Source organism: Streptomyces sp. SID10853 (assembly GCF_010548145.1).
Taxonomy (GTDB): domain Bacteria; phylum Actinomycetota; class Actinomycetes; order Streptomycetales; family Streptomycetaceae; genus Streptomyces.
Genome location: NZ_JAAGLN010000193.1, coordinates 1 through 13,573 on the forward strand (window position 1 = coordinate 1; position 13,573 = coordinate 13,573).

The following is a 13,573-nucleotide window of genomic DNA, read 5'->3' on the forward strand; positions in this document are numbered from 1 at the left end:
TGGGCCTGCGGCGCGGGAGGACCGAGGCACTGCGGCAGGTCTCCCTCTCGGTGCGGCCCGGCGAGACGGTCGCTCTGATGGGCCGCAACGGCGCGGGCAAGTCCACGCTGCTCGGCACGTTCGTCGGCATGCACGAGCCGTCGTCGGGGTCGGTCCTGGTCGGCGGGATGACCCCGCACCGGACGCCGCCGCGCGAGATGATCCGCCGGGTGGGGCTCGTACCGCAGGAGCCGCGCGATCTGCTGTACGCGGACACGGTGGCCGCCGAGTGCGCGGCGGCCGACGCGGACGCGGGCGCGGCCCCCGGCAGCTGCCGGGCCCTGGTCTCCGAACTGCTGCCAGGCGTCCCGGACTCCACCCATCCCCGTGATCTCTCCGAAGGGCAGCGGCTGGCGCTGGCACTGGCGGTCGTCCTGACCGGCCGTCCCCCGCTGCTGCTGCTCGACGAGCCGACGCGCGGCCTGGACTACGCGGCGAAGGCCCGGCTGGTCGGGGTGCTGCGGGCGCTCGCGAGTGAGGGGCACGCCATCGTGCTGGCCACCCATGACGTGGAGCTGGCCGCCGAACTCGCCCACCGGGTCGTCATCCTGGCCGACGGCGAGGTCGTCGCGGACGGGCCGACCCCGGAGGTCGTGGTCTCGTCGCCGTCCTTCGCGCCGCAGGTCTCGAAGATCCTCGCGCCGCAGGACTGGCTGACGGTGGCCCAGGTACGGGAGGCACTGTGAGGGCCATCGGTCTCGGGCCGCGCTCGGTCGCCGCACTCGTCCTGATCACGGTGATCGGGGTGTTCGCCTTCGGCTGGCCGCTGCTCGCCGACTCCGCGTCCGGGCTCGCGCACTCGCAGGACGCGCCGTGGCTGTTCGCCGCGCTGCTTCCGCTGCTGGTGGCCGTCGTGGTGGCGACGATCGCCGACGCCGGTCTCGACGCGAAGGCGGTGGCGATGCTCGGTGTGCTGGCGGCGGTCGGCGCCGCGCTGCGACCGCTCGGCGCGGGTACGGCGGGACTTGAGCCGATGTTCTTCCTGATGGTGCTGAGCGGGCGGGTGCTCGGTCCCGGGTTCGGTTTCGTGCTCGGCTCGGTCACGATGTTCGCCTCCGCGCTGCTGACCGGCGGGGTCGGGCCGTGGATGCCCTTCCAGATGCTGGCGATGGGCTGGTTCACGATGGGCGCCGGGCTGCTGCCGGGCGCCCGGCGGCTGCGCGGGCGGGCCGAGTTGCTGATGCTCGCGGGATACGGGTGCCTGGCGGCGTTCGCGTACGGCACGGTCATGAATCTGCAGGGCTGGACGTATATCGGCGGGCTCTCGTCCGGGATCTCCTTCCACCCCGGTGCCGCGGTCGGGGCGAATCTGGCGCGCTTCTTCGCGTACTGCGCGGCCACCTCGCTCGGCTGGGACCTGGGGCGGGCGGCCGTCACGGTCGTACTGACCCTGGTGGTCGGCTCGACCGTCCTGAAGGCACTGCGCAGGGCGACCCGGCGCGCGGCCTTCGACGCGGAGGCGACGTTCGAAGCGGAGGCGGCGTTCGCCGTGGAGGCCGCACCCCACGCAGAAGCGGAGGCGGCACACGGTGTCGAGGCGGAGACGCCGCCCCACGCCGACGCGGAGGCCGCACCCCGCGTCGAAGCGGAGGCCGAACCCGGCGTACAGGCCGCATCGGAGGCGGGGCAGGACCGGTCATCAGGTCCCGCCCGCCCCGGATCCGCCGCGGGTTCTACAGCCGCTGAATGATGGTGCCGGTGGCCAGCGCGCCGCCCGCGCACATGGTGATCAGCGCGAACTCCTTGTCCCTGCGCTCCAGCTCGTGCAGCGCGGTGGTGATCAGCCGGGCGCCGGTCGCCCCCACCGGATGCCCGAGCGCGATCGCTCCGCCGTTCACATTGACCTTCTCCAGGTCCTGCTCGAAGACCTTGGCCCAGCTGAGCACCACCGACGCGAACGCCTCGTTGATCTCGACGATGTCGATGTCCTTGAGCGACATCCCCGCCTTGCCGAGCACCGCACGCGTCGCGTCCACCGGCCCGTCCAGATGGAAGTGCGGGTCCGAACCCACCAGTGCCTGGGCGACGATCCGCGCCCGCGGCCTGAGCTTGAGGGCCCGTGCCATCCGCTTGGACGCCCACATGATCGCGCAGGCCCCGTCGGATATCTGCGAGGAGTTCCCCGCGGTGTGCACGGCGACCGGCATCACCGGCTTGAGCCCGGCGAGCCCCTCCATGGTGGTGTCACGCAGCCCCTCGTCCCGGTCGACCAGGCGCCACATGCCCTGCCCCGCGGCCTGTTCGTCCTCGGTGGTGGGGACCTGGACGGCGAACGTCTCCCGTTTGAAGCGCTCCTCGGCCCAGGCGGCGGCGGCCCGCTCCTGCGAGATCAGGCCGAGCGAGTCGACGTTCTCGCGGGTCAGTCCGCGGTGCCGGGCGATCCGCTCGGCGGCCTCGAACTGGTTCGGCAGGTCGACGTTCCACTCGTCGGGGAACGGCTTGCCAGGGCCGTGCTTGGAGCCGCTGCCGAGCGGCACCCGTGACATCGCCTCGACACCGCAGCTGATGCCGACGTCCACGACCCCGCCCGCGATCATGTTGGCCACCATGTGGCTGGCCTGCTGCGAGGACCCGCACTGACAGTCCACGGTGGTCGCCGCGGTCTCGTACGGCAGCCCCATCGCCAGCCACGCGCTGCGCGCCGGGTTCATGGACTGCTCGCCCGCGTGGGTGACCGTACCGCCGACGATCTGCTCGACGCAGTCGGCGTGGATGGCGGTGCGGCCCAGGAGTTCACGGTAGGTCTCGCCCAGCAGATAGGCGGGATGGAGATTGGCGAGGGCGCCTCCGCGCCTGCCGATGGGGGTACGTACGGCTTCGACGATGACGGGTTCCGCGGCCATGAGCTCGTCCTCTCCTCCACGTCCGCTGAGGCGTCCCGGCGCCCGCGCGGAAGAACTGATACGCGTTCTAGTTCTCTGTGCAGTCTTATGAGTGCTACCCCCGGTACGCAAGGCCCTTGCACGGGTCTTGCGGCGCCGTACACCCCCTTGGCACGCAACAACTCCGTCCGGAACCCTTGCTCCTTGTAGAACTCGTTACTATCTTCGGACCACTTCTGATGGGTCGTCAGACGGTCAGCGGCCGGACACAGCCAGAGCGCACAGTCAGCCAGACCTGGAGTTGGAGGAGCCGATGCACTGCCCCCATCTGCCCGAAGGATTCGACTTCACGGATCCGGATCTGCTCCAAGACCGGGTCCCACACCCCGAGTTCGCACAGCTCCGGCAGACCGCACCGGTCTGGTGGTGCACCCAGCCGACCGGAATCGCGGGCTTCGGCGACGAGGGGTACTGGGCCGTCACCCGGCACGCGGACGTCAAGTACGTCTCCACACACCCGGAGCTGTTCTCGTCGAACACCAACACCGCGGTCATCAGGTTCAACGAGTCGATCAGCCGCGACCAGATCGACGTACAGCGGCTGATCATGCTGAACATGGACCCGCCCGAGCACACCCGGGTCCGCCAGATCGTCCAGCGCGGCTTCACCCCGCGGGCCATCCGCTCGCTGGAGGACGCGCTGCGCCACCGCGCCCGCTCGATCGTCGAGACCGCCCTGGCGGGCGCTGCGGACGACGGCTCCTTCGACTTCGTGACCAACATCGCGGTGGAGCTGCCGCTCCAGGCCATCGCCGAGCTGATCGGCGTACCGCAGCAGGACCGCTCGAAGATCTTCGACTGGTCCAACAAGATGGCGGCGTACGACGACCCCGAGTACGCGATCACGGAGGAGGTCGGCACCGAGGCGGCCATGGAGATCGTCTCGTACGCGATGAACCTCGCGGCGGAGCGCAAGGAGTGCCCGGCCAAGGACATCGTGTCCACACTGGTCGCGGCGGAGGGCGAAGGGAACCTGTCGTCCGACGAGTTCGGCTTCTTCGTCATCCTGCTCGCCGTGGCGGGCAACGAGACCACCCGCAACGCGATCAGCCACGGCATGCACGCCTTCCTCACGCACCCCGAACAGTGGGAGCGCTACAAGGCGGACCGGCCCGAGACGACAGCCGAGGAGATCGTGCGCTGGGCCACCCCTGTGGTGTCCTTCCAGCGCACGGCGACCCAGGACCTGGAGCTGGGCGGACAGCAGATCAAGGCCGGTGAACGGGTCGGCATCTTCTACTCGTCGGCCAATAACGACCCCGAGGTCTTCGAGAACCCGGAACAGTTCGACATCACCCGCGACCCCAACCCCCACCTCGGCTTCGGCGGCGGCGGCCCGCACTTCTGCCTGGGCAAGTCCCTGGCCGTACTGGAGATCAACCTGATCTTCAACGCGATCGCGGACGTACTGCCCGACCTGAAACTGACGGGCGACCCACGCCGGCTGCGCTCGGCCTGGCTGAACGGGATCAAGGAACTCCAGGTGAACCGGGGGTGACCGGGGCGGTCCCGGCCCACACGGGCCGGGACCCGCGCGGGGGCCCGTCAGCCGGCGCCGGCCGCCTCCGGCTCCTGCTGCTCAGGCTCCTGCCGCTCCCGCTCCTGTCCCTGCCGCTCCCGTTCCGGCTCCTGCCGCTCCTGCTCCTGCTCCTGCTCCTGCTCCTGCTCCTGCTCCTGCTCAGGTGACGGCGGTTTCTGTCGGGGCGCGGGCTCGGGCTCCCTCGCCGCGTCGGGCGCCAGCAGGGTGCGCGGGCCCGCCAGCAGGTAGGTGAGGCCGAAGCCGAGTGCCACCACCGTCGCGCCGCCGATCGCGTCGAGCACCCAGTGGTTGGCGGTGGCGATGATCGCGCTCACCGTGAAGATCGGGTGCAGCAGCGCGACCGCCTTCATCCAGCGCTTCGGGACCAGGACCGCCACCGTGACCCCGCACCACAGCGCCCAGCCGAAGTGCAGCGAGGGCATCGCCGCGTACTGGTTGGTCATCGCGGTCATCGCGCCGTAGTCCGGGTGCGCCAGGTCCTGCGCCCCGTGGACCGAGTCGATGAAGCCCAGGCCGGGCATCAGCCGGGGCGGGGCCAGCGGGAAGAAGTAGAAGCCGACCAGGCCGAGCAGGGTCGCGAAGGAGAGGGACGTACGTGCCCAGCGGTAGTCGCTGGGGCGGCGCACGTACAGCACCGCGAGGATCGCCAGCGGCACCACGAAGTGGAACGACTCGTAGTAGAAGTTGAAGAACGATTCGAGCCAGTGGACCTTCACCACCGCGTGGTTGGCCCAGTGCTCGATGTTGATGTGCAGGGCCTTCTCGATCGAGACGACCGTACGGCCGTGCGCCTCGGCGGTGGACCGGCCGCCGGTCGCGGCGGCCCGGATGTGCGAGTACACCGAGTAGCCGACGCGGATCGCGAGGAGTTCGAGCAGCAGGTTGGGGCGGGTCAGCACCCGCCGCCAGAACGGCAGCAGCGGCAACCGGCTCCAGCGGGCCTGGACCGGCGTGGCGTACACGGTGGGCTCCGCCGCGTCCCAGCCGGGCGCGGTGCGGCCCATGAAGGGCACCGCGCAGGCGGCGGCGATGGCGGTCAGCAGCACCACGTTGTCCCGCACCGGGTACAGCGCCGCCATGTTGGGCAGCAGCATGGTGCCCGGCAGCGTGCTCACCAGTACGACCACAGCGGGCCAGACCATCCGGTCGGCTGCGCGCCGGCCGACCCGGCCGACGACCGCGAGCAGCACCCACAGCAGCTGGTGCTGCCAGGCGGTCGGCGAGACCGCGACCGCGGCGCAGCCCGTCACGGCGACGGCGAGCAGCAGCTGTCCGTCCTTCGCGTACCGCGCGGCGCGGCGCAGCGCGAGGACCGAGACCGCCACGGCGAGGACCAGGAAGACCACGATCTCCAGCGGCCCGTGCAGCCCGAGGCGCAGCAGCGCGCCGTGCATGGACTGGTTGGCGAGCCCGTCCGGGTGCGAGCCGAGACCGGCGCCCGCCACATGGTGGATCCAGTACGTCCAGGAGTCACGCGCCATCAAGGCCCAGGCGAGTGCGGTGCAGACCGCGAAGGCAGCGGTGGCGGAGAGCGCGGCGCGCCTGCGGCCGGTCAGCCAGAGCAGCGGCACGAAGAGCAGCACGGTGGGCTGGAGCGCGGCCCCGAGCCCGATGAGCACTCCGGACCCGCGCTGGTCCCGTACGGCGAAGCATCCCAGCAGGACGAGGAGTACCGGGATGATGCTGGTCTGGCCGAGGTGGAAGGCGTTGCGCACCGGCAGCGACAGCATCAGCAGGCTGATCGCGACGGGGGCGGCGATCAGCCTCGTACGCCGGGAGACCTCCCCCGGCAGCGCGCGCGCCGCGACCAGGCCGAGAACGACGACGAGCAGCAGCGAACCGAAGGTCCAGGCGACGCCGAGGCTCTGCTCGGCGGAGCGGGTCAGGGGTTTCAGTACGAGACCGGAGAACGGGGTTCCGGTGAACTTCCCGGTCGCGTAGAGCGGGCCGCCGATGTGCAGCACACCGTCGGCGCCCGTCCAGGTCTCCAGGTCGGTGAGGCGTCTGCTGGGCGGCAACCGCAGTATGGCGGCCACCTGCCGGACCGCCAGTGCGGCGACGACCAGCCAGAGCACCGCTCGTGCCCGCTCGATTCCCGCTCCTGCGCCCACCGCAGTCCGCGCCCCGCTGTGCCCCTCGTTCGCCACGCCGCGCCGGCCCTCCGCCCGTCCTCATAACCGGAGATACCCGGTCCCTGTGTCCGATAGGTGTCTGATAGCTCTGCCAGAGACTCGCACTGCTCCGTAGGAGGGACGCAGGCAACCCCTGGTTCACCTGATCCGCCGGCAGCCCTGGCCGTGCCGTCCTGGCCGGGCCATTCAAGCACTGCCCGCAGCGAGCCGCAGGCCGCTCCGGTCCGTGGGCCCCCTGCGTGGCTGAGACCGACCGGCGGATCCGGGGCGCCGGACCGCCTGCGGAGTTGTCCGGAACCGACCCCCTTCGTACGCCGTCTGTGCTCGTGTCGGAAAGCGAAACTGAACTGAACTGAACTGAACAGCACGGCTTGGTGACGGGGAGAGGCCACGGGGGATGCGGGTTCACGGGAGACGGATACCGGTACGGACAGGGCGGCCACCGATTCGGGGGACGCAGCTGCGGGGGACGCGGCTGCGGAGCAGAACACTTCTTGTGGTGTTCGCACTGCTGGCGGTGCAGTTGGGCTCGCTGGTGGCACCGGCGTACGCCTGTGGATGCGGCGCGCTGGTCCACGACCCGGCATCCCGGCTGAATGTGGACCGGGAGACGTCGGCGGTGCGCTGGGACGGGCACCGTGAGCAGATCGTGATGAGCCTGACGGTCGCGGGGAACGCGAAGCAGGCCGCCTGGATCATGCCGGTGCCCCACCGGGCCACGGTCACGCTCGGCGACAACGCGCTCTTCGACGCGCTGGATTCGGTCACGGCTCCGGTGCACCGTACCCGCGACCATTTCTGGCCGCACAGTGACGACTGGCCGTTCGGCTCCGGGTCGGGGAACGACGGCGCATCCGCCGTCCCGCCCCGGGCGGACGCTCCGGCCGTCGGTGTCGTCGGCCGACAGCGTCTGGGGCCCTTCGACGTGGCCCGGCTGACGGCCACCGACCCCGGAGCCCTGGACAGCTGGCTCCGGCAGAACGGCTTCCGGCTGCCCGACGGGATGACGAACGACCTCAAGCCGTACGTCGACCGGAAATGGGAGTACGTGGCGGTACGGCTGGCCCCCGACCACAAGGGCGGCACGCTCGCGGGCATCCTCGACCCGCTGAAACTGACCTTCGCCAGTGACCGGCTGGTCTATCCGATGCGGCTGTCCCGGCGTGCGCGGAACCCGCAGACGCTGGGCCTGTACGTGCTGGCCGCGCACCGGATGGAGCCGCGGAGCAGCATCGGAGGGCTGCCGCCCGACGTGACGTACGCGGGGAAGGTCCCGGCGGGGGGTGCGCTGGGCCACTTCGCGGACGGGGAACGGTATCTGACCGCGCTGGAGCAGAGCTTCCCCGTGCCGTCCCGGATCGACGGGGACCACGAACTGCGGCGTGCCGCGTCCGACCGGCCTTTTCAGCGGGTGATCTACGAGGAGAAGTTGCTGACCGCGGGCGGGATCCCGGTCTGGCTGCTGACCGTGGGCGGGGTGCTGGTGGTGTTCGTGGTGGCCGCCCTGCTGCTGGTGTCGGCCCGGCGGCGCCGCCCGGTGGTGCCTCCGCCGCCGGTGCACGCGCCGCCACCACTCTCCTGATCCGCGCCGCTGATCCCCTCTTCCGATTCGCGCCGCTGATCCGCCGCTGCTGCTACGGATTCGGCGTGGCCCAGGGGTTGGCCGGCCCGACGGCCCGACCCACCCCGCACGGGCGGGCATCGGGTACGGCAGGATGGGCGATATGAGCATCGTGAAGATCAATGTCCTGACTGTGCCCGACGAGCAGCGCGAGGTGCTGGAGAAGCGGTTCGCCTCCCGCGCGGGATCCGTGGAGAACTCCGACGGCTTCGAGTGGTTCGAGCTGCTGCGCCCGGTCGAGGGGACCGACCAGTACCTCGTCTACACCCGCTGGGCCACCGAGGCCGACTTCGAGAAGTGGATGTCGACGTCCATGCGCGGCGCCCACGCGGGCGGCGGCGAGGGCGGCGAGCGTCCCAAGCCCGCCGCCTCCGGCTCGACCCTGTGGTCCTTCGAGGTCGTCCAGCAGGCCGCCCCGAAGAACGGCTGATCAGAGCCGCTGGTCGGAGCTGCCGGTCAGGGCTACGGGTCAGAGCTTCAGCAAGCGCTCCGTCACCTCGCGGTAGGTGCGGAGCGCGAGCCGCAGTTCCTCGGTGGCGGGCGACCCGTCCTTTCCGTGCCAGGACATCCGCAGGCTGTCGGACTGCTCGGCGAGGAGGGCGGTCACCCTCGTCACCGTCTCGTCGAGGACCCGGTCGGCCTGCTCGACCGCTCTCCTCGGCGCGTCCACGAAGCCGCTGACGGCTCCGTGCAGACGGCGCTCCAGCTTCTCGCGCTCGTCGGCGGAGATGAGTTGACCGGCGGACCCGGTGCCGGGGTCTGTGCCGGTGCCGGACGGCCCGGCGTCCGACGGGCCGGTGTCATGGCCCGAGGCGTGCGCGGTCGTCGCATGCCGGCCCGCCTCCTCGGTCTCGAAACCGCTCCCCCGCACGTCCGCCGCGGGCTCCACGCCCGCCTCGGCGACGGAGTCCGGCACCGGCACGGCCTCGTGCCCGTCGGCCGTACCCGCTTCGAAGCCGTCACCCCGTACGTCCGGGACCCGCACGTCCGGGCCCGGTACATCCTGTCGCTCGGGTAGTTCCTGTTCGTACGCCATTACGCGCTCCCTCCCCGGACCCGCTCGGCCCCGCGGTCCGGATCGTGTTCCCGGGTGGCCACCAGCTCACCGAAGAGGCCGCGCGCTTCGAGCAGCGCGGCCCTGAGGTCCTCGGTGCCCGCGCCGTCCGCCACCGAACTGTGCAGCGTGCGGTAGCCGTTCACCTGGTGCGGGTGGTGCACCGACAGCGCGTCGACCTGGTTCTCGCGGTCCTCGGGAGCCGGGAATCCGCGCTCCTGCGCGAGTGCGCCGACGAGCCGCTCGGCCTCGGCGGCCGCCTGCCGCGGTGAGTCGACGAACTGTTCCTGGAGCCCGGTCCACCGGGACACGAACCGTTCCCGCGTCTCGGGGGTCAGCGGACGTCCCTCCAGTGAGCCGTGCCGCTTCACCCGCTCACCGAGCTCCGCCTCCGCGGCTCTGGCATTGCCGTCATGACGTGCCAGCACCCAGTCGTACTCGGGGCCGAAGCGGCGCCTCAGGCTGCCGCGGCGTGTTCCCCTGCCGGGCCCGACGTACAGAAAAGCGGCGACGACAGCGACGAACACCACGATCACCGCGACGATCAGGACTGTGGGCATGATGATGAGTGCCTTCCTTCTCGCGAACGGACCGTTATTCGTACGCCGTTCGAGTGTCCCGGAATTCAGGTGCCAAACGACGGCTCCGCGGCCACAATGCCTCCGGTGACCTGGATCGTGGCCCCCGAGCCCTTCGACACCCCTGACGCATACGCGCTGCGGCGCTCCTACTACGACGAGGTGGCCGGCCGTTACTGGCGGCGGCCCGCCACCGAGCAGGAGATCGACGACGGGCTGGCCGACGACGGCGTCGAGCAACTGGTCTTCCCCACCGGGGCGTTCCTGGTCGGCCGGCACGAGGGCAAACCCGCGTCCTGTGGCGGGGTGCTGCTGCTCGACCCGGCGACCGCCGAGCTCACCCGGGTGTACACCCGCCCCGGACAGCGCGGCACCGGCGGCGGCAAGCTGCTGCTCAGCACGCTGGAGGACGCGGCACGGCAGCTCGGGGCGGAGAGGATGGTGCTGAACACCCGGCTCGATCTCGTCGAGGCGCGGGGGCTCTACGTACGCCAGGGTTACCGGGAGATACCGGCGTACACGACCGGCCCGTACAGGGAAATCTGGTACGGAAAAGACCTGTAGCGGGAAGGGCCTGCGGCGGGAAGGACCTGTAGCGGGAAGGGCCTGCGGCGGGAAGGACCTGTAGCGAGAAAGACCTGCGGCAGGGAGGCCTGCGGCCCCGGCCGTCAGGACAGGCGGCGCCGGGTGGGCCGGGGCGTCACACCGGCCGCTGTTCGTGCTCGCGCGGCCATTCGGCGTCCGAGCCGCACAGCTCACCGTTCAGCTCCTCCACCAGGACGACCAGATCGGTGGGCCGTTCCGGGCCCCACCAGTCGCCGAGCAGTTCGGCGAGGGACTCCTCGCGGGCCTTGGCGAGCCGAGCCGCGACGTTCACACCCGGGTCGGTCAGCGCGAGCTGCACCCCTTCGCGTACGGCGAGGCCACGCTCCTCCGCCTGCCGGGCCGCTTCCGTGATGGCGCGCAGCGGGACCGGAGCGGTCTCGGCCAGCTGGGCCGGTTCGACCAGGCCGTGGCGTTTGATGCGCAGCAGCAGCCAGCTCGTGGCGGGGAGCAGGTCGTAGCCCGCCTTCGCGGTGATCGTCTCGTAGATCTCGCGCCGCCCCTCCCGGCTGCCGAGCACCGAGAGGGCCCGCATCACCTCGTCGTACGACGACCGCTGGACCGGGTTGGAGGCGAGCGTCTCGGTGACCTCCGGGGTGGTGACCGAGCCGCGCAGCTTGTCCTCCTTGAGGAACCAGGCGACGACGAAGGCGAGCAGCACCACGGGCACCGCGTACAGGAACACGTCGGTGATGGACGAGGCGTACGCGTGCAGCACGCGCGGGCGCAGCTGCGGCGGGAGGGCCGCGATGGCACGCGGGTCGGCCTGGAGACTGCCCGCGCTCACCCCGGGCGGCAGCGGCCGGCCGGCCAGGGCGTCGCTGAGTTTGCCGTGCAGCCGGGTGGTGAAGATGGTGCCGAAGATGGCCACGCCGAAGGACGCCCCGATGGAGCGGAAGAAGGTCGCGCCCGAGGTGGCGACGCCGAGGTCCTGGTAGCTCACGGCGTTCTGCACGACCAGGACCAGGACCTGCATGACCAGGCCGAGTCCCAGGCCGAACACGAAGAAGCTGATACTCATCGACCAGGTGGAACTGTGCTCGGTCAGCCGGTGCAGCAGTGCGAGACCGATCGCGGTGATGCCCGTCCCGGCGATCGGGAAGACCTTCCAGCGGCCGGTGCGGCTGACGATCTGGCCGGACGCGGTCGAGGAGAGCAGCAGGCCGAACACCATCGGGAGCATGTGCACGCCGGACATGGTCGGTGAGACGCCCTGGACGACCTGGAGGAAGGTCGGCAGATAGGTCATCGCGCCGAACATCGAGAAACCGACGATGAAGCTGATGAGCGAGCAGAGCACGAAGGTCCTGATGCGGAAGAGCTTCAGGGGCAGTACGGGTTCGGCGGCGCCCCGTTCGACGTACACGAACAGGGCGAGCAGGACGACGGCCAGCACCGCGAGGCCGATGATCGGCGCCGAGGCCCAGGCCCAGGTGGAACCGCCGAGCGAGGCGACGAGCACCAGACAGGTGGCGACGGACGCGATGAGGAACGTACCGAGGTAGTCGATGGTGTGCTTCGTCGAGCGGACCGGGATGTGCAGCACGGCGGCGATGACACCGAGCGCGATCACGCCGATGGGGAGGTTGATGTAGAACACCCAGCGCCAGGTGAGGTGTTCGGTGAAGAGCCCACCGAGCAGCGGGCCCAGCACACTCGTCGCGCCGAAGACGGCACCGAACAGTCCCTGGTACTTGCCGCGTTCGCGGGGCGGGACGATGTCGCCGACGATCGCCATCGACAGCACCATCAGGCCACCGCCGCCGAGGCCCTGGAGTGCGCGGAAGCCGATGAGCTGCGGCATGTTCTGCGCGACACCGCACAGCGCGGAGCCGATCAGGAAGATGACGATGGCCGTCTGGAAGAGCTTCTTGCGGCCGTACTGGTCACCGAGCTTGCCCCAGAGAGGTGTGGCGGCGGTCGAGGCCAGCATGTACGCCGTGACCACCCAGGACAGATGCTCCATGCCGCCGAGGTCACTGACGATCGTGGGGAGCGCGGTCGAGACGATCGTCTGGTCGAGGGCGGCGAGGAGCATTCCGAGCAGCAGGGCGCCGATCGCCACGAGGACGGACCGCTGGGGTTGCCCGTCGGCCGCCACCGGCGCTGCCGGGGGTGCCGGGGTTTCCTGAGCCATGTCTCCCATCCTGGTGCTGCGGCATAATCGCCGCGAGTCCAAGGGGCGCGAGTTCGAGGGCACGAGTCAAGGGGGGTGGCCACAGTGAGCCATGAGGATTTCGATCCGCTGCGTGTACGGCCCTATGTACGGCTGCCTGATCCGCCGCCGGATCCGCTGGACGACGTGGTGGGGGCCGCGTACCCGGAGACACCGTCCGCCGCCGTGCGGGTGACGAGGGCGAGCGCGGTGGAGCAGGAGCAGGAGCCGGGGCGGGGGCCGGGACAGGTGGGGCCTGGGCCAGGGCAGGTAACGCCAGGGCCGGCGCCGGTGGGGCAGGAACCGGGGCCGACAGAAACGAGGTGGCCGGGAGAGGCGGGGCCGGGGCAGGCGGGGCCGGGACAGGCGGGGCCGGGACCAGCACCGGTGGGGACTGGGCCGGCGCCGGTGGGACCTGGGCCGGGTCTGGTGGGACCTGGGCCGGCACCGGTAGGGCCAGGGCCGGAGCAGGTGGAGTCGGCGCCGGGACACGTACGGCCGGGGCCGGTGGAGCCGATGCCGGGACACGTACGGCCGGCGCCGTTGGGGACCGGGCCGGGGCCGGAGCAGGTGGGGACCGGGTCGGCGCCGACGGGGCCCGGGCCGGTGGGAACAGGGCCGGGGGAAACAGAGCCGTCACAGGCGGCCCCAGTCGGAGAGCCCCGGCCGTCCGCGCGGCGGCGAAGACCCTTCACCGTGATCGCCGGCGGGGTGGCCGCGGTAGCCGTGCTGGGCGGCGCGGCGTTCGCGGCCGGGCTGTTCTCGCCGGACGGCCCCGCGGAGGACCAGGCCCTGCCCGACGTGATGACGAGCGCCCCCGACGCCCCGGTCCAGCCACCCCCGCCCTCCACGTCCGTATCCGCATCCGCATCCCCCTCGGGGACGGCGGACTCCCGCCCCACCGCGCCGTCCACCACAGCGGGGCAGCCGAAGCCGTCCACCACCACCGGCACACGGTCCGGGCAGCCG

The 13,573-nt window shown here is 71.3% G+C and carries 11 protein-coding genes and 1 pseudogene; 7 read left to right on the forward strand and 5 right to left on the reverse strand.

From position 1 onward, the window contains the following. Positions 1–725 (forward strand): ATP-binding cassette domain-containing protein (locus tag G3I19_RS27535; RefSeq protein WP_164266417.1); only part of this gene is annotated, 725 nt, incomplete at its 5' end. Then, positions 689–1,729, forward strand: a complete 1,041-nt coding sequence (locus tag G3I19_RS27540) for an ECF transporter S component (protein ID WP_203600387.1) — start codon at positions 689–691, stop codon at positions 1,727–1,729. The genes G3I19_RS27535 and G3I19_RS27540, both read left to right, overlap by 37 nt. Here the strand turns inward: G3I19_RS27540 and G3I19_RS27545 are convergent. Beyond that, positions 1,713–2,882 carry a steroid 3-ketoacyl-CoA thiolase gene (locus tag G3I19_RS27545; protein ID WP_164266419.1) on the reverse strand — a complete coding sequence of 390 codons (1,170 nt, stop codon included), beginning with the start codon at positions 2,880–2,882 and terminating at the stop codon, positions 1,713–1,715. The two genes, G3I19_RS27540 and G3I19_RS27545, sit on opposite strands and share 17 nt — an antisense overlap. A gap of 292 nt (positions 2,883–3,174) precedes the next feature. On the opposite strand from G3I19_RS27545, the gene G3I19_RS27550 reads away from it, so the two are divergent. Further along, complete coding sequence (locus G3I19_RS27550) at positions 3,175–4,419, forward strand: cytochrome P450 (protein WP_164266420.1); 1,245 nt, start codon at positions 3,175–3,177, stop codon at positions 4,417–4,419. A gap of 47 nt (positions 4,420–4,466) precedes the next feature. Here the strand turns inward: G3I19_RS27550 and G3I19_RS27555 are convergent, their stop codons facing one another. Next, positions 4,467–6,536: a bifunctional glycosyltransferase 87/phosphatase PAP2 family protein gene (locus G3I19_RS27555; protein ID WP_164266424.1), complete on the reverse strand. Its 2,070-nt coding sequence runs from the start codon at positions 6,534–6,536 to the stop codon at positions 4,467–4,469. A gap of 553 nt (positions 6,537–7,089) precedes the next feature. Here G3I19_RS27555 and G3I19_RS27560 point away from each other — a divergent pair. Then, positions 7,090–8,175, forward strand: a complete 1,086-nt coding sequence (locus tag G3I19_RS27560) for a DUF2330 domain-containing protein (RefSeq protein ID WP_343235224.1) — start codon at positions 7,090–7,092, stop codon at positions 8,173–8,175. A gap of 142 nt (positions 8,176–8,317) precedes the next feature. Next, positions 8,318–8,644 (forward strand): antibiotic biosynthesis monooxygenase, encoded by a 327-nt coding sequence (locus tag G3I19_RS27565; protein WP_164266421.1) that lies wholly within the window; start codon positions 8,318–8,320, stop codon positions 8,642–8,644. 39 nt (positions 8,645–8,683) lie between these two features. Here G3I19_RS27565 and G3I19_RS27570 read toward each other — a convergent pair whose 3' ends face one another. Together G3I19_RS27570 and G3I19_RS27575 are read right to left on the reverse strand one after the other, a co-directional pair. Then, a complete protein-coding gene (locus G3I19_RS27570) occupies positions 8,684–9,250 on the reverse strand; it encodes a hypothetical protein (RefSeq protein WP_164266422.1) in 567 nt (188 codons plus the stop codon). Beyond that, a complete protein-coding gene (locus G3I19_RS27575; protein WP_239074872.1) occupies positions 9,250–9,828 on the reverse strand; it encodes a hypothetical protein in 579 nt (192 codons plus the stop codon). The genes G3I19_RS27570 and G3I19_RS27575 overlap by 1 nt, the downstream gene beginning before the upstream one ends. 96 nt (positions 9,829–9,924) lie before the next feature. Between G3I19_RS27575 and G3I19_RS27580 the strand changes: the two genes are divergently transcribed. Continuing rightward, positions 9,925–10,410 (forward strand): GNAT family N-acetyltransferase, encoded by a 486-nt coding sequence (locus G3I19_RS27580; RefSeq protein WP_203600385.1) that lies wholly within the window; start codon positions 9,925–9,927, stop codon positions 10,408–10,410. A 136-nt stretch (positions 10,411–10,546) separates the two neighbouring features. On the opposite strand, the gene G3I19_RS27585 is transcribed toward G3I19_RS27580, so the two are convergent. Continuing rightward, on the reverse strand, positions 10,547–12,586 hold the full coding sequence (locus G3I19_RS27585; RefSeq protein WP_164266423.1) for an MFS transporter: 2,040 nt from the start codon (positions 12,584–12,586) through the stop codon (positions 10,547–10,549). A 714-nt stretch (positions 12,587–13,300) separates the two neighbouring features. Here G3I19_RS27585 and G3I19_RS27590 point away from each other — a divergent pair. Then, positions 13,301–13,573 (forward strand): annotated as a pseudogene (locus G3I19_RS27590) (peptidoglycan-binding protein); the annotation flags it as partial.

Coding starts and splice junctions, on each gene's coding strand:
- G3I19_RS27545 (WP_164266419.1), bottom strand. CDS start 2,882: ATGGCCGCGGAACCCGTCATCGTCGAAGCCGTACGTACCCCCATCGGC.
- G3I19_RS27550 (WP_164266420.1), top strand. CDS start 3,175: ATGCACTGCCCCCATCTGCCCGAAGGATTCGACTTCACGGATCCGGAT.
- G3I19_RS27565 (WP_164266421.1), top strand. CDS start 8,318: ATGAGCATCGTGAAGATCAATGTCCTGACTGTGCCCGACGAGCAGCGC.
- G3I19_RS27570 (WP_164266422.1), bottom strand. CDS start 9,250: ATGGCGTACGAACAGGAACTACCCGAGCGACAGGATGTACCGGGCCCG.
- G3I19_RS27575 (WP_239074872.1), bottom strand. CDS start 9,828: ATGCCCACAGTCCTGATCGTCGCGGTGATCGTGGTGTTCGTCGCTGTC.
- G3I19_RS27580 (WP_203600385.1), top strand. CDS start 9,925: ATGCCTCCGGTGACCTGGATCGTGGCCCCCGAGCCCTTCGACACCCCT.
- G3I19_RS27585 (WP_164266423.1), bottom strand. CDS start 12,586: ATGGCTCAGGAAACCCCGGCACCCCCGGCAGCGCCGGTGGCGGCCGAC.